Annotated in this window: 12 protein-coding genes; 2 read left to right on the forward strand and 10 right to left on the reverse strand. The window is 71.8% G+C overall.

From position 1 onward, the window contains the following. Positions 1-105: 105 nt before the first annotated feature. Positions 106-1,332 (forward strand): cation:proton antiporter domain-containing protein, encoded by a 1,227-nt coding sequence (locus CACI_RS23260; RefSeq protein ID WP_015793291.1) that lies wholly within the window; start codon positions 106-108, stop codon positions 1,330-1,332. A 923-nt stretch (positions 1,333-2,255) separates the two neighbouring features. Here CACI_RS23260 and CACI_RS23265 read toward each other — a convergent pair. From CACI_RS23265 to CACI_RS23310, 10 genes are all read right to left on the reverse strand, one after another. Next, positions 2,256-3,275: an ABC transporter permease gene (locus CACI_RS23265; protein ID WP_015793292.1), complete on the reverse strand. Its 1,020-nt coding sequence runs from the start codon at positions 3,273-3,275 to the stop codon at positions 2,256-2,258. Then, positions 3,272-4,894, reverse strand: a complete 1,623-nt coding sequence (locus CACI_RS23270; RefSeq protein WP_015793293.1) for a sugar ABC transporter ATP-binding protein — start codon at positions 4,892-4,894, stop codon at positions 3,272-3,274. Before CACI_RS23270 ends, CACI_RS23265 begins: the two co-directional genes overlap by 4 nt. Before the next feature lie 2 nt (positions 4,895-4,896). Then, a complete protein-coding gene (locus tag CACI_RS23275) occupies positions 4,897-6,045 on the reverse strand; it encodes a substrate-binding domain-containing protein (RefSeq protein ID WP_015793294.1) in 1,149 nt (382 codons plus the stop codon). Between the two features lie 113 nt (positions 6,046-6,158). Next, positions 6,159-7,205, reverse strand: a complete 1,047-nt coding sequence (locus CACI_RS23280; RefSeq protein ID WP_049872062.1) for a LacI family DNA-binding transcriptional regulator — start codon at positions 7,203-7,205, stop codon at positions 6,159-6,161. Between the two features lie 578 nt (positions 7,206-7,783). Beyond that, a complete protein-coding gene (locus tag CACI_RS53570; protein ID WP_190276625.1) occupies positions 7,784-8,632 on the reverse strand; it encodes an ACT domain-containing protein in 849 nt (282 codons plus the stop codon). A gap of 83 nt (positions 8,633-8,715) precedes the next feature. Continuing rightward, a complete protein-coding gene (locus CACI_RS23290) occupies positions 8,716-9,327 on the reverse strand; it encodes a GNAT family N-acetyltransferase (protein WP_015793297.1) in 612 nt (203 codons plus the stop codon). Between the two features lie 77 nt (positions 9,328-9,404). Further along, positions 9,405-10,124, reverse strand: coding sequence for a GGDEF domain-containing protein (locus tag CACI_RS45960; protein WP_015793298.1), 720 nt, complete (start codon positions 10,122-10,124; stop codon positions 9,405-9,407). Between the two features lie 16 nt (positions 10,125-10,140). Then, positions 10,141-10,380, reverse strand: a complete 240-nt coding sequence (locus CACI_RS23300; protein ID WP_015793299.1) for a DUF5999 family protein — start codon at positions 10,378-10,380, stop codon at positions 10,141-10,143. A gap of 141 nt (positions 10,381-10,521) precedes the next feature. Further along, a complete protein-coding gene (locus CACI_RS23305; protein ID WP_015793300.1) occupies positions 10,522-13,443 on the reverse strand; it encodes an ATP-binding protein in 2,922 nt (973 codons plus the stop codon). 86 nt (positions 13,444-13,529) lie between these two features. Then, positions 13,530-14,129: a sugar O-acetyltransferase gene (locus tag CACI_RS23310; protein WP_015793301.1), complete on the reverse strand. Its 600-nt coding sequence runs from the start codon at positions 14,127-14,129 to the stop codon at positions 13,530-13,532. Between the two features lie 124 nt (positions 14,130-14,253). Between CACI_RS23310 and CACI_RS23315 the strand changes: the two genes are divergently transcribed. Next, a complete protein-coding gene (locus tag CACI_RS23315; RefSeq protein ID WP_015793302.1) occupies positions 14,254-15,543 on the forward strand; it encodes a S53 family peptidase in 1,290 nt (429 codons plus the stop codon). The last annotated feature ends 29 nt before the right edge of the window (positions 15,544-15,572 follow it).

The following is a 15,572-nucleotide window of genomic DNA, read 5'->3' on the forward strand; positions in this document are numbered from 1 at the left end:
CGGCGTGGGCCGGTGTGGGCCGGTGTGGGCAAGCCGCGCCGGTCCGCGCCGGTCCGCGCCGGTCTGATGAACCCCATCGGGCGGTTACCTCAGTAACCTCCCGATATGCGCCTCCTGATCGTCGCCGGCCTGGCCGTGATGCTGGCGTGGACCTTCGCCGCACGCCGGCTGGCCCGGTGGCACGTCTCCGGTCCGCTGTTCATGGTGGCCGGCGGCGTGGTCGCGGGGCTCGCCGGCGGGACCGGCTTCGCCGCGCGGCTGGACACGCACATCGCGGAGCGAGTCGTCGAGCTGGTGCTCGCCGTCCTGCTGTTCGTGGATGCCACGGTGGTGCGCGACGGGTTCCTGGCCGGGGAGCGGGGCGCGGTGGTGCGGCTGCTGTTCCTCGCACTGCCGCTGATGGTGGCCGCGACCTTCCTCGTCGGGCTGCCGCTGCTGCCCACGCCGTCGTGGGCGGTGGTGTTCGTGGTGGCCTGCGTGGTGCTGCCGCTGGACTTCGCCACCGCGCCGCACCTGCTCAAGGACCGCAACCTGCCGCTGTGGGTGCGGCACGTCCTGACGATCGAGAGCGGCTACAACGACGGCTTGTTCTCCCCCGCCTTCGCCTTCGCGATCCTGCTGATCGGCGAGTCGGGGCACGGCGGCTCGCCGGAGGACGCGCTGGGCCAGGCGTTCCCGGCTGCGGCGTACGCGGTGCTGGTCGGCGTCGGCTTCGGCACGGTCACCGGCACGGCGCTGCGTCGTGCGGAGCGTAAGAGCTGGTCGAGCTCTGAGTCGGGGGGCATCGCGGCGCTGCTGCTGCCGGTGGTCACCTACTCGATCGCGGTGTCGGTCGGCGGCAACGGGTTCGTGGCCGCGTTCCTGGCCGGCATTTCCTACAAGCGCGCCCGAATTGGCTTCCGCGGCGAGCAGGCTCAGCTGCCGGAATCAGAGTTCGCGAACGTCGAGGCCCTGGGCACGGTCGCCTCACTGATCGTGTGGTTCGTCTTCGGCGCGGTCGCGGTCCTGGTGTTCGAGGACGGCGTCCCCGCCTCGGTGATCCTGTACAGCATCCTGGTACTGACGATCGTGCGCATGCTCCCGGTATACGCCGCGATGCTCGGCACCAGCGCGACCCTCCTCGACCGCACCCTCCTCGGCCTGGTCGGCCCACGCGGCACCACCTCGATCGTCTTCGGACTCCTCGCCTACAACGCCACCCGCGACGAGGACGCCGACCTGACCCTGTCCACGATGACGATCGTCCTCCTCGGCAGCCTGCTGCTGCACGGCGTCGCAGTGCCGCTGGCCGCCCAACGACTCCGCTCCGCCAACGGCGCCTCAGTAGACTGAACCCATCGACGACGCGAGCACGTTCCGTCACGGAGCTCGAGGAACACTTGAGCACTTTCGATGACGACGATCCGGACGACATCGGCTTCCTGGTGGGTGTGCTGGCGGTCTTGGCGACGACCTGCAGCCAGGGCGCGGTCGACGTTCTGCGACCTACGTCAGCGAAAATGGGGCGTGGTGCTGAACACGGTTCTGTACACCGAACCGATGGACGCCCTCGCCAGCCGAACCACCGCCGAGATGCGGGAAACGAGCGACGGCGATGAGCCGACAGCATGCCGAGCGCGCCGCAGCCAAAGACAAGCCGTACCGAGAACAGCTGCCATCGATGGCTGATCTACCTCGCAGCGAACTTCTCGACATCGCGCTCAGAGCACCAATCAACGCCGATACGCACTGGAAGAACTCGGGCGGCGAGGCGACCCGACAGTCCTGGACCTCGCCGAGGACCCCGCCTTGCGTAACGCAGCCGGATGGATCCCCGGCGCGCCTCAGGCACTCAAGCATCTGGGCGCCTTGGCGATACCGCGTGCCAGGCGCTGGGTTGCGGACGCCGCCATGGCTCCGCTGGGAATCGACGTCCTGGCTGCAACGACGACGACCTGTGGTCGCACGCCGAGACCGCCGCCGAAGGCCTGGGCAGGCTCCACGTCGCCGAAGCCGCACCCCTGCTGCAAGCGGGATGGGAGCGAACCATCCATTCCCACGCCCGAGCACCATTCCTCGCAGCACTCCACCGCTGCGCACCGCAAGCCGCCCAAATCCTCGCCGATGAGGGGCGCGACGACTGCGAGCCTGCGGTAAGAGAGATCGCCGCCGCCATCGATGAGTCCTGATCGCCCGCCCGCCGCCCGATAGTCGCAAGCGAGGGCATGAGCTCGGCGGTCGCGACCGGTGAGGATCGCGACCGCCGGGTGTGCGCCCTATCTCTGGATTCTGCCGAAGAACCTGGCTCGCAGGCGGTCGAGCAGGATCGCGGCGCCGAGGACCGCGCCCTGGACCACCGTTTGGTAGTAGGTGTTGACGTGGAGGGCGAGGAGGCCGTTGGCGATGAACTCCAGGAGGATGGCGCCGGCGGCGATGCCGACCATGCGTCCTTCGCCGCCGAACAGGGATACGCCGCCGACCACGGCTGCGGCGATGGCGGTCAGTTCCCAGCCGCTGCCGACTGAGGGGTCCGCGACGTTCATGCGTCCTATGACCAGTACGCCGACGACGCCGGCGAGGACGGCGCTGGAGACGTAGGCGCTCGTCACGCGGCGGGCGACGGGGATGCCCGCCAGTCGTGCGGCTTCGCGGTTGCCTCCGACGGCGTAGATCTGCCGGCCCACGTAGGTTCGCTCCAGTGCGAACCAGGCGATGGCGACCGCGCCGAGGAAGAACAGGGCGGGGACCGGTACGCGGCCGATGTAGTACTGGCTCAGGTTGCTGAACAGGGGATCGATGCCGTTGATCGGTGTGCCGGTGGTGATCGCCAGCGCCAGGCCTTGGGCGACGGTGTAGGTGACCAGCGTGATCACGAAGGGCGGCACGTTCAGCCGGGTCACCATCGTGCCGTGCCACAGTCCGACCCCCGCGCAGATCACCAGGGTCAGGACGATCGCCACCGGCGCCGGCAGGCCCTGGTTCACGTTGAACCAGGCGGTCAGGATGCCCGCGAGGCCTGCCAGCGCTCCCACCGAGAGGTCGATGCCGCCGGTCAGGATGACCACGGACTCCCCCACCGCCAGGATGCCGACCTGTGCCAGGTCGCGGCCCATCACCTGCAGGTTGCCGACGGAGGTGTAGGTCGGGGCGTTGGCGGCGATGATCGCGAACACCAGCACGCAGGCGACGATGACGCCGGCCTCGGGTGATTCGGCGAGCTTGCGCAGCAGCCGGGCGGCGGCCGGCTGTCCGCGCGGGGGCGCCTCCTCGGGGGTCAGGGTGCTCTGTACTGTCATGGTGCGTCTCCGTGTTCTGGCACGTCTTGCGACGCGTCCTCCGACACCTCTTCCGACATCTCTTCCAACACCTCGTCCGACATCGGCACGACCGGGGCGGTGCCCGCGGCGGCGGTCATGATGCGCTCCTTGGTGGCCTCGGCGCGGTCGATCACCTCGACCAGCCGGCCGTGGTTCAGCACCGCGACGCGGTGGCAGATCCACAGCAGCTCCTCCAGCTCGGAGGAGGCGACCAGCACCGCCATGCCGCGCTCGGCGGCGCGGTCGATGAGCTCGTAGATCTCGGCTTTGGCGCCGACGTCGACGCCGCGCGTGGGCTCGTCCAGCAGCAGCAGGCGCGGTTCGGTGGCGAAGGCGCGGCCGAAGATCGCCCGCTGCTGGTTGCCGCCGGACAGGGAGCCGATCGGCTGGTCGACCGAGCGCATCCGGACGTTGACGCTCGCGGTGATCCGCTCGGCCTCGGAGCGCTCGCGCCGGGGACCGAGCAGGCCGCGGGAGCTGATGCGGCGCAGGATCGGGATGGTGACGTTGGCCCGGATCGGGGCGAACACCACCAGGGACTGTTCCTTGCGGTCCTCGGGGATCATCGCGATCCCGGCGGCGGTGCCGTCGCCTGGACCGTGCGGGCGGTACGCGGCGCCGGCGATCGTCATCGTCCCGCCGGTGGCCGGTTGCGCGCCGGCGACGGTGTGGATCAGCCTGCTGCGGCCGGAGCCCATCAGCCCGGCGACGCCGACGATCTCCCCGGCGCGCAGATCGAGGTCGACCGGGCCCAGCCCGTCGGCGGTCAGAGCGCGCAGCGACAGCAGCACCGAGGTATCGGTCGGCTCGTCCTTCGGCCGGGAGTGCGTCACCTCGCCCCCGACCATCTCCCGGATCAGGCGCTCTTCGCTGGCCTCGCCCGGCTGCAGGTCGGCGACCAGGCGTCCGTTGCGCAGGACCAGGACGCGATCGCTGACCTCGCGGACTTCGTCGAGCCGGTGGCCGATGAACAGGACCGTGCCCCCGCGCGCCGCGAGCTCGCGCGCCAGACGCAGCACCTGGGCTCCCTCGACGGGACCCAGCGAGGAGGTCGGCTCGTCCAGGATCAGCAGCTTCGGCCGCCGCCCCCACGCCTTGGCGATCTCGATCATCTGGCGCGTGGGCACCGGCAGGGTCCGCACCTGGCGCCCCACCGGGATCGCCGTGGCGGACAGCCCGATCTCGCCGAGCATCTCCCTGGCTTCGCGGCGCAGCGCCGCCCGGTCCACCAGCACCCGGCGCCGGGACCCGCGCGGACGCCGTCCCAACAGCAGGTTCTCGGCGACAGAGAGCTGACCGACCAGCGGGAACTCCTGGGAGACCATGGCGATGCCGAGGGAGGCCGCGGCCTCGGTGGAGCCCGGCACGAGCGCCGAGCCGTCGATCTCGATCTCGCCGCCGTCGCGCCGCACCGAGCCGGACAGCGTGCCCATCAGCGTGGACTTGCCGGCCCCGTTCTCGCCGACCACGCCGACCACCTGGCCGGCGTACAGATCCAGCTCGGGCAGGTCCAGCACCCGCACCGGGCCGTAGGACTTGTGGACCCCCCGCAGCCGCGCGGTGACCGCGCGGCCGGGGGCGTCGTCGAGCGCTGCCATCGTCAGCTGATCCCCAGCTGCGTCTCGAGCGCCTGGTACGCGGACAGGTCCGCGGAGGTCACCAGGCCGACGCCGGAGCTCAGCGTCGATCCGTCGGACTCCAGGAAGGGCTTGACGATCGCCATCGTCGCGTCCTTGCCGAGGACCTTGTCGGCGGCCAGGATGTAGGCGCCGGTGTAGCCCTGCTGGTAGGGCATCTGGACCACGGTGCCGGAGATGACGCCGGACTTGATGAAGCCGAGCGTCTGGGCGTCGGAGTCGTCGGAGACGATGTGGACGCTGTTGGTCTTGCCGGCGGACTGCACCGCCTGCGCCAGCGCCGGGCCGTCGTAGGAGTAGACCCCGTACAGACCGTTGACGTCCGGGTTGTTGGCCAGGATGGTCTCGGCGTCGGAGGTCGCGGTGGCCGCCGACAGGTTGTCGTTGACCTTCTGGACCACGGTGATGTTCGAGCCCTTCAACGCGTCCTCGAAGCCCTGGATGCGCTGCGTGGCGTTGGCCGCGGTCAGCGAGCCGACCAGCACCGCGACCTTGCCCTTGCCGCCGAGGACCTGCTTCATCGCCTCGCCGGCCTGCTGCCCGGCGGTGTAGTTCGGCGTGCCCAGGTACAGCGAGGCGGCGTCGGTGCCCGGCAGCGGGGAGTCGATCGCCAGGACCGAGACGCCGTGCTGGACGTCGGTGTGGATGGTCCCGGCCGCCGAGGTCGGGTCGATCGCCGAGATCGCGTAGCCGGTGATGCCCTGCGAGCGCAGGGTCTCCATCTCGGAGTTCTGCTCGGTGAGCTTGCCGTTCGGCGGGGCGAAGTAGGTGCAGTGCGAGCCGGACAGGCCCAGGTCCGAGCAGCCCTTCTGGAAGCCGACCTGCCCGGCCTTCCAGTAGTCGGCGGCGACGTTGACCACCATCGCGATGTTCACCGAGGACAGGTCCTTGCCCGCCAGCGCGGTCTTCAGCGCGGCGTCGAGCTTGGCGAGGTTGTCCTGGTTGAAGGTGACCGAGCCGGCGAGCGCCGGCGGCGCGGCGGAGCCCGAGGCACCGGAGGTGCCGGCGGCGGGCGCTGAGGTTCCCGACGCGTTCTTCGAGCAGGCCGCGGCCGAGGCCACGAGCAGAGCGGCCGCGAAGGCGGCGGTGATGCGGAGTTTGCTGGTGCCCATCCTCGTTCAGATCCTTTCCGGAATCGTGCAGAGAGTGTTAGCGGTAACATTCGACGCCGGCGAACGGCGACACATCCGTGGTGCGTGGTGCGTATTTCGGTGAAAGGTGCCGGTCAGGGTGCGGGACGTGCGGTGGACGCACGCACCACCAAGCTCGGGTCGATGGCGGCCACCGGTCCCCCGGGCCGCTTGCCGGCGCCGGGGTTGGCGGCCTTGCCGAGCTTGCTGGGACTGCCGACCTTGCCGATCCTTCCGATCGAGCGGATCAGGGCCAGCAGCGCGCGCCGCCCCAACTCGTCGAAGTCCTGGCGCACGGTGGTCAGCGCGGGTCCGAAGAACTCGGCGTCCGGGATGTCGTCGAACCCGATGACGCTGACGTCCTCGGGAACCCGGCGGCCGGCCGCCTGCAGGGCCCGCATGAGCCCGAGCGCCAGATGGTCGTTGGCGCAGAACACCGAGGTCACGCCCGGATCGCGGACGATCTGCCGCCCGAGGTCGTACCCGGTCCGCGCGGACCAGTCGCCCCCCTTGAACGGCTCGGCCACCTCGGCGCCCCGCACCGTCAGCGCGCGCCGCCACCCGGCCTCGCGCTCCTGGGCGTCCAGCCAGGTCCGCGGTCCGGCCAGGTGGTGCACGGTCCGGTGGCCGAGGTCGAGCAGGTAGGACGTCGCCCGCTCGGCACCGGCCTCGTTGTCGACCGCGACCGCGCTCAACGCCGCGTGCACACCGCATCCGACCGCGACCAACGGCACGTCGGAGGGCATGTTCGCGAGCGCACTGACCGCGGTGGTCTGCGGCGCGATCACGATGATCCCCTCCACCGCCTGATCCCGCAGCCGCTCCACCGCCTCGAACACCGACCGCCGGTCCATGGCCGCCAGGGCGGCGACGGTGACGAAGTAGTCGTGCTGCTTGGCCGCCTGCTCGATGCCGTAGAGCATGGACGCCGGACCGTACAGCGTGGTGTTGAAGCTGATCACGCCCAGAGTGTTGCTCCGCCGCGTGACCAGCGTCCGCGCCGCCGCGTTGGGCCGGTAACCCAGCTCCCTGATCGCCCCCAGCACCCGGTCCCGCGTCGCGGGCCGCACGTTCGGCCGATCATTGAGCACCCGCGACACGGTCTGCTGAGAAACCCCCGCCACCCGGGCCACATCGGCCATGACCGGCGCACGGTCCCCGACGACGTTCTGCACAGAGCTTCACACCTCCCGGGCCGACATGCGGACGAACGGATCCGTGCAAGAGGGCTGGAACAGCCCGATGGCGTGGGCCGGAACGGCCCGATAGCGAGGCAGAGCCCTGCCAGGGCCCTACCATCGCCGAGCATGAGCGTTGCGGTGCGTTGACGATTGTTAGCGCAAACATCCGGAGCGTCAAGAGTCCGTAACCTGATCGCCACCAAGGCGGGATGGGGCTGTGGGGCGGCGGGAAGGGCGAGTGCGGTCGGGCAGTGGGTTTTGAGAAGTCTTTTACGGCTTCGCGCACGGTTTGACGGCCTCGCAGGGAGGCGCAGTTCGGTGGAAGGTGGCTGGCTCGCGTCGGCGGCCGCCGCGTTTGGTGGATGCCTGAGATCAAAAGCAGGCGCGGAAGAAGCACCCTCCACGACCGTCGGCCGCCGGGGGAAGTTACGGCGCTCCACCGAACCGCGCCACCCGGCGAGGCCGTCAAAACCATGCGCGAAGCCGTGAAAATCGCCTGTCAGGCCACCGACAAGCCGCACCCGGCGAGCGTCGGCCGCTCACCCCGCCATGTGCCGCCGGCGCAGCTCCCCGCACAGCCCGACCAGGGCGCGGGCTCGGGCGAACTCGGTCGGGGTGAAGTCGAGGGCTTCGCGGGTGACCAGGAGGGTGCCGCCGCTGGGGTCGGCGAGGGTGATGAGAGTGCCGGCGCAGGCGGGTTCCTGGACTTCGCGGGGGTCCCAGGTGACGGCGCAGTGGCCGAAGAGGTCGTGGAGGGCGATGGGGAGTCCGGCGTCGCCGGCGGCCAGGCGTGCCGCGAGGGTCAGGACTCTGGCGGGGGCGTCGGTGAGGTCGTCGCGGGCGGCGCGGTCGATGAGACCGACCTGTGCGCCGCCGGCGGCGACGGCGGCGGCCAGGGTCGCGGCGTCGACGGCGGGTGGCACGTCCACGAGGAACTCGTCGAGAACTCCTTCGGCCAGGGGGTGGACCTGCAGGCCGACGATGTTGGCGCCGACGGCGGCCAGGCGTTCGCACACCGCGGCCAGACTGCCGGGGCGGTCGCGGACCGCGGCCCTGATGCGCCACAGGTTCAGGTCGTCGTGCCATTCGGCGAGGGCGGTGTCGAGGCCATCGGCGCTGCGGACCGAGACGAAGGGCGTGGTCGCGCGCAGCCGCCCCGGTCCGTGGACGCGCCACCACCACTGCAACACCGACGCCCCGAGCAGCGCGGCACCGAGCGCGATCAGCAGGCTCCATCCGTAGTGCCGGCGTCCCAGCACCTCGGTGAACAGCCCTGCCGTCCCCACGGCGAGGAACAGCACGGCCAGCTCGATGATCTCCCGCCGCCAGCTCCACTCCGGGCGGTGGCGGCGACGGTCACTACCGGGTTCGCGACGAGAAGTCTTCATGCCGCGAGTGTCGCGGAGTCCTGTTGCGTGATCAGGTCCGACGTGTCACAGCCGCGTGAAACCCGTGTTCAGAGGCATCGGCCCTAGATCGTCGAGCGTCCCAGGAAGGTCAGCTCGCCCGGGTCAGGGACGACGATCTCGTGGAAGCCCACCCGGTTGTAGAAAGCCCGCGCACCGGTGTTCGCCGTGGACATCACCAGGTGGACCCGCTTCGCCCCGGCCTTGTCGAGCGCCGCGAACAGGGCGGTCAGCAGTCTCCTGCCATACCCGCGCCCCTGGTAGTCGGGCAGCAGGTCGATGTGCAGGTGCGCCGGGTACTCGGCGAGCGCCGGGTTCAGCATGAGCTCGGGCTGGTGCAGAAACGCGGTCATCACCGCATCCGGCGTGCCCGGCTCCCCGCCCGGCAGCGGATGCCGCTCGGCGACCGTCGGCAGCCACTTGGCCCTGAAGTCGCGGACGAACCGCTCGGTGTCGCTTGTTCCCACCACGTATCCGACAGCGCGCCCGCCGTCGTCGAGCACGAAAGCCAGATCGGGTTCGAGCGTGGCATACGGCCCGGCGAACAGGTCCGGCAGCAGATCCTGATCCCGATAGACACCGCGCGCGTCGCCTCCGGCATCACCGGTCCGCATGCAGATGTCGTACAGCGCATCCCGGTCTTCAGACCGGTATGGACGGATAGCGGGTAAGGACATGGAGCGAGCCTCCTAGTGGCCGGTGCGCACAAGATTCCTCACCGTAGCGCGCGCCACCCACGCGGCGCCCCCGCGTTTCAGCGCGTGGCCTGCTCCGCGACCAACCCCGAGACCCGCGCCGTCCCCAGGTGCCCCTCGTCCATCGCCTTGTACCGGTGCGACCAGGGGTGCCGCATGTCAGGGGTGTACAGATGCGGCGCCGCCCCGTAGCGCTTGGCGTGGTACAGCGCGACATCGGCGCACCGCAGCACATCGGAGAAGGCATCCTCGTTGGCCGGCACCGCTATCCCGGCCGAGGCGCTCGGCACGAGCGTCACCGTCCGGCTTTCGTCCAGCTTCAGATACTGCGGAGCGCCCAGCGCGCACACGATCGCCCGGACGTCCCGCACCACAGTCGCGGCATCGGTCGAGGGCAGCAGCAGCACGAATTCGTCGCCGCCCAACCGGAAAGCCCGCGCGCCCACGTCCCGGCACGCCGCCGCCAGCCGCTCCCCGACGGCGACCAGGTGCGCGTCGCCGACCTGGTGGCCCCAGGTGTCGTTGACCGTCTTGAAGTCGTCCAGATCCAGCAGCGCGGCCGCCGGCGGGCGCCCGGCCAGCGCCGCGTGCTGGTAGTGGTGCCGCGCGGCGTGGCGGTTCGGCAGCCCGGTCAGCGCGTCGTGGTCGGCGAGCCAGCGCGCGTGCGCGGCCTCGCCGGCGGCCCGTCGCAGCCGGCGCCGCATGGCGGCCACGCCCGCGAGGAAGCCCGACGCCCCCGCGGACGGGACCGACAGCAGCGCGACTAGTGAAGGATCCACCGCGGGTTCCCGGGTCTCACGATCGCCGGTGCGGCGCCACGGACGAGCCGTCCGGAAGCAGCTCGCCGGTGTCGTCGAACAGGACCACCCCGTTGCACAGCAGCCCCCACCCCTGCTCGGGGTGGCTGGCGACCAGGTGCGCGGCCTCGCGGTCGGAAGCCTCGGCGGTCGGGCACGGCGGGCGGTGCTCGCACGTGCGCTGGGCGGGAAGGACCGCGGCACGGTGTGCCGGCTCGGTGTCCTTCGTGGCGATCATGATGGCCTCCTGCGTGGCCGGCCTTTCTGCGCGGGTGGGGTCGAAACGGGGTGGGAGTGTGAAAACGCCCACTCATGAGGTTCAACCGTCACCCGGGTGGAGATCAATAAGTATCCAATTTTGCAGGGGTACGTAATTTAATCAACCCCTTTGGCGTTCCCGGCCCCGTAAAACGCTCGCGACGCCGGCCCTGGTGGTCCCCAGTTTCCGCAGCATCCGCGCGACGTGCTGCTCCACGGTGCGCGGGGACAGGAACAGCGCCTCGGCGATGTCGTGGTTGGTCGCGCCGCCGGCGACCAGCTCGGCGACCTGGCGTTCGCGCGGGGACAGCTCGTCGCCGTAGCCGCGCCGTCCGCGTCCGGCGGCCTTGACCAAGCCCAGGTCACGCAGGGTGTGACGGCAGCGCGCGGCATCGTGCGCGGCGCCGAGGCGGTCGTAGGCGGCGAGCGCCTCGGTCAGCCGGACGCCGGCCGCTTCGCCGTCGCCGGAGGCGCTGAGCGCGACGCCGAGCCGCTCGCAAGCTTGGGCCGATTCGTAAGGACGTCCGATGTCGGACCACTGCTGCCGGGCGGATTCGAAGTCGCGCACCGCGGCCGCGGCATCGTCGCTCCCGCGCTTCAGCAAGCCGCGCGCCAGGCACAGCTCGGCAGTGGCTGCCGGAGCGTCCCGGTCCCGGAGTCCGTCCTCGGCGTCGGCGACCAGCCGCTCGGCGGCGTCCCGGTACCCGCACGCCAGCGCCGCCTCGACGGCTGCCGGGACCAGCCCGCTGCCCCGAGCCCACGCACCGGCCCGCCGCAGCGTCGCGACCGCGGGCTCGGCGATCGCCCACGCGTCCTGCTCGGCGTCAGCGGCCAAGCGCACGGCGATCAGCCCCGCCGCCGCGCGCAACCCCGCGGTGACCTGCGACTCCATCTCGCCGTAAGCCGCGGCGGCGGTGAACAGCTCCGCCGCGCGGGCTCGCAGTCCGCGCGCCGCCGCCACTTGCCCGACGGTGAGCGCCTCGTCGGTCTTGGCCATGGCGATGTCCGGGTATTCCGAGCACAGCCCGGTGAAGCGGTTCTCGACGTCCTCCCAGTCCCCGGCCAGCGCGTCGAGGCGCAGCAGCGCGATCCTGCTGTAGCACTCCATGCGCGGGAAGCTCACGCGGGTGGCCAGGTCGCGGCTCTCGTGCAGCATGCGCGCGGCGCGCCGGTCGTGCCCGAGCTCGATCGCCAGCTCGCCGGTGTTGTACAGGGCGCGGACGCTCTGCCGCATCACCTCGTCGTCGGCGCTGGTGCGGGGCAGCTGGTCGGTGAGCGCCCACACGCCGGGGTCCCCCTCCCGGGCCAGCAGCGTGAGCCGGGTGGCCTGCGCCGCGGCGCTCACGGCCGGGTCGGGGCACCGCGCCGCCTCGGCGTCGGCGCGCTCCATCCACTCCCAGGCCCGCACGCCGTTCTCGTCGCGCTCGTTCATCGCCAGCGCGACCATCGCGCGCGCGGCGCGGTCGGGGCGGTCGGCGAGCTCCTCGGCGGCGCGTCGCACCTCGCGGAAGCCGGCGCGGTCCCCGGCGTGGTTGACCATCAGCAGCCCGAGCGAGAGCCGGATCTCGCCCCGGGTCGCGATCGGCAGCTGCGGGTCGGCCAGGATGCGGCGCAGCGCGCGGGCGTCGGTGACGTAGTCGACGCCGTTGACCGCGATGACGCCCAGCGCCAGGGCGGCGCGCGAGCGCCGGTCCCCGGCCACGCCGGGCTGCTCCAGGATCTGGTGCAGCAGCGCCGCGGCGGTCCCGGAGTCGCCGAGCCCGATCGCCTGCCACGCGGCCGCCTCCGCGCGCTCCAGCCAGGCCTGCGGGTCGCCGAGGTGCTGGCTGTGGTGGGCGATCTGGACCAGCGGCGGCGGGGACCGGGTCTCCAGCACGGCGATGGCACGCCGGTGCAGGCGGGCCCGCAGCGGTCCGGGCATCTGCTCGTAGGCGACGCGCTGGGCCAGGACGTGCCGGAAGAAGTAGCGGTCGGTGTCGGTCTCCTGCAGCACCGCGACGCCCAGCGCCTCGGTGAGGCCGCGCGAGGCCTGCTCCGGTTCCAGGTCGGCGACCCGGGCCAGCAGCTGCTCGGCAGCCGGCACGTCCAGGACGGCGGCGGCCTCGACCACGGTCCGCGCCGCCGCCGACAGCGCGCTCAGACGCTCGGTGAACGCCTCGCGCAGCCCGCGCGGCACCTCGGCGTGCGCCAGATCGTCCAGGAGGCTGCCGGGCGGATCCGGGCCTTCGCCGGGACCGCGTTCGGCCAGGGTGATCAGGTCTTCCTCGGCGGCCAGCGGCAGTCCCTCGCTGCGCTGGTACAGCACGGTGCTCAGCTCGACGGTGGCGTGCGGGCCCAGGGCGGCGTGCGCCAAGGCCTGCACGTCCGGTCCCGACAGCGGGTTCAGGTGGATCGCGGCGCCGCTGACGCCGGGCTGGCGGCGGTAGGCCGGGCCGAGGACCGATCCGCCCGGCGGCAGGTCCTCGTTCCGGTAGGTGAGCACCAGGCTCAGCTGCTCGGGCATGTCCCGGGTGAGCAGCAGGAGCAGTTCGCGGGTGGCCTCGTCGATCCAGTGCGCGTCCTCGACGACCAGGACCGCCGGTCCCAGCGCGGCCAGGAACGAGCGCAGGCCGTTGACCAGCTGGAAGCGCTTGGCGTGCGCGTCGGCGGCCGGGCGCGGCGCCGCCGGGAGCCGCGCGGCCAGATCGGGCAGCAGCGGCGCCAGCACGCCGGCGCTCGGCGGCAGGTCGGCGACCGGCGGCAGCCAGTCGCCGGCCTTGCGCAGCGCGTCGATGACCGGGCCGTAGGGGTAGGGCTCGCGCAGCGGGTGGCACAGCCCGGTCAGCACCCGGCGGCCGGCGGCGGCCACGGCGGCGGCCGCCTCGTGCACCAGCCGGGACTTGCCGATCCCGGCCTCGCCCTCGACCAGCACCACCGCCGGGGGATGCCGGACGCCGGCCAGCAGCAGCCCGAGCTCGCGCTCGCGCCCGACGAAGGCGAAGCCCGCTCCGGACCACGCGACGGTCTCGGTGTGGTCCTCGGCGTGCCGGGAGGGAACCGCCACGTGATCACCCGTTCAGATTCCCTCCAAAGTAGAACAAGAGGTGGTCTTCGGCCACGCGGGCTCCCTCCCCGGCCGGCGGCACGGAGCTACCCCTCGGCGGTGCGGGTTTTGAGATCCTCCTCGGTGATCTCCCGCAGCACCCGGCACGGCGTCCCGACCGCGACCGTCATCGCCGGGATGTCGTGGCTGACCACACTGCCGGCGCCGATCACCGAGCCGTAGCCGATCCGGACGCCCGGCAGGACCACAGCGTTGCTGCCGATCCACACCTTGTCCTCGATGACGATCGGCTCGGAGAACCGCCCGAAGTCGGCGCGCCGCGAGGGGTGCACCGGATGACCGGTCGTCGTCAGCGTGACGCTGGGCGCGATCATCACGCCGTGCCCGATCCGGATCTCCACGTCGTCGACGAACGTCAGGTTCACGTTGCCGAAGAAGTCGTCGCCGAGGTGGACGTTGCTGCCGAACCCGGCGTGGAACGGCGGGAGCAGGACCGTGCGCTCCCCGACCGATCCGAGGATCGCCTCCAGCAGCGCCCGGCGCCGGCCGGGGTCGCCGGGCGGGGTGTGGTTGTACTCGAAGATCTCCTCCGTGCGACGCTGCGGAGCCTGGAACGCGGCCTCGGTCTCGGTGTAGACCAGGCCCAGCCGGATGCGTTCCAGGACTTTCTCATGGTGTTGCGACACTTACGGGTGCTCCGTTCCTTGCGAGCATTGACTCTCCTTGGCAAGGCTCGCATATTCCACGGTGGGGAGCTGTCGATGCGACAGATGCCCGCAAACAGACCATCTTCTGCCGTCTGGAGGCGATATGATCGATCGTTTCACCCCGCCCGCCGCGAGATTCCTGCGGCGCTCCGGCGCCCGCGTCGCAGCGCTCGGCGCGGCGTTCGCCCTCGTCCTGGCGGTCACGGCGCCGGCGGGCGCCGAGGCCGCCGGCGCGAGCGCGGCTGCCGGCGCCCGGCCGGCCGCGTCCCCGATCGTCCCGTTCGGGTGCGCGAAGGTCGTCACGGGCAAGGCACACTGCCTGGGGCAGGGGCGGCTGATACCGAACGCCTCCGGGAGCCCGACCAGCTCCGGGCTCAAGCCCGCGGACCTGATAGCGGCGTACAAGCTCGCCGGGACCAACGGCGCCGGGCGGACCGTGGCGATCGTCGACGCCTTCGACGACCCGAACGCGGCCGCGGACCTGGCGGCGTACCGCAGCGCCTACAACCTGCCGGCGTGCACCGCGGCGAGCGGCTGCTTCCAGAAGGTGAACCAGAGCGGGCAGGCCTCGCCGCTGCCCGCCGCGGACTACGGCTGGGCGGAGGAGGAGAGTCTGGACCTTGACATGGTCTCGGCGATCTGCCCCGGCTGCCACATCCTGTTGGTGGAGGCCAGTGGCGCGGACACCGCCTCGCTGACCACCGCCGAGGACACCGCGGCGGCGGCGCCCGGCGTGGTGTCGATCTCCAACAGCTGGGGCGCGGCGGAGGACAGCTCGACGCTTGCCGCCGACGCGCACTTCAACCACCCCGGCAAGGCGATCACCGCCAGCTCCGGTGACAGCGGCTACGGCGTCAGTTGGCCGGCGGCCTCGCAGTACGTCACCGCGGTCGGCGGCACCAGCTTGAGCGCCGCGTCCAACGCCCGCGGCTGGACCGAGACCGCGTGGTCCGGCGCCGGCAGCGGCTGTTCGGTGCAGGAGCCCAAGCCCTCGTGGCAGACCGATTCGGGCTGCGCGCACCGCACGGTCGCCGACGTGTCCGCGGTCGCCGACCCGAACACCGGCGTGGCCGTGTACGACACCGCGAACAGCTGCGGCGGCGGGGCGTTCTGCGACCTGCTGCTGGCCCTGGGCCTGGCCACCGGCGCCGACGGCTGGGTGCAGGTCGGCGGGACCAGCGCGTCCTCGCCGATCATCGCCTCGGTCTACGCGCTGGCCGGGAACACCGGATCGCTCGTGTACGGCTCCCAGCCGTACAAGAACGCCGGATCGCTGTTCGACGTCACCAGCGGGAACAACGGCACGTGCACGCCGGCGTACCTGTGCACCGCCGGGACCGGCTACGACGGCCCGACCGGGCTGGGCTCGCCGAACGGGACCGGGGCGTTCTGAGGCTGCTGTCTTCCGGTTTCCCGCGCGCG

Origin of the sequence: Catenulispora acidiphila DSM 44928 (assembly GCF_000024025.1) — a bacterium.
GTDB classification, from domain to species: domain Bacteria; phylum Actinomycetota; class Actinomycetes; order Streptomycetales; family Catenulisporaceae; genus Catenulispora; species Catenulispora acidiphila.

What these genes read in the sequence shown, in the direction of transcription:
- CACI_RS23270 (WP_015793293.1), bottom strand. Translation starts at nt 4,894, where the DNA reads ATGGCAGCGCTCGACGACGCCCCCGGCCGCGCGGTCACCGCGCGGCTG.
- CACI_RS23300 (WP_015793299.1), bottom strand. Translation starts at nt 10,380, where the DNA reads ATGATCGCCACGAAGGACACCGAGCCGGCACACCGTGCCGCGGTCCTT.
- CACI_RS23260 (WP_015793291.1), top strand. Translation starts at nt 106, where the DNA reads ATGCGCCTCCTGATCGTCGCCGGCCTGGCCGTGATGCTGGCGTGGACC.
- CACI_RS23280 (WP_049872062.1), bottom strand. Translation starts at nt 7,205, where the DNA reads ATGGCCGATGTGGCCCGGGTGGCGGGGGTTTCTCAGCAGACCGTGTCG.
- CACI_RS23315 (WP_015793302.1), top strand. Translation starts at nt 14,254, where the DNA reads ATGATCGATCGTTTCACCCCGCCCGCCGCGAGATTCCTGCGGCGCTCC.
- CACI_RS53570 (WP_190276625.1), bottom strand. Translation starts at nt 8,632, where the DNA reads ATGAAGACTTCTCGTCGCGAACCCGGTAGTGACCGTCGCCGCCACCGC.
- CACI_RS23275 (WP_015793294.1), bottom strand. Translation starts at nt 6,045, where the DNA reads ATGGGCACCAGCAAACTCCGCATCACCGCCGCCTTCGCGGCCGCTCTG.
- CACI_RS23265 (WP_015793292.1), bottom strand. Translation starts at nt 3,275, where the DNA reads ATGACAGTACAGAGCACCCTGACCCCCGAGGAGGCGCCCCCGCGCGGA.
- CACI_RS23290 (WP_015793297.1), bottom strand. Translation starts at nt 9,327, where the DNA reads ATGTCCTTACCCGCTATCCGTCCATACCGGTCTGAAGACCGGGATGCG.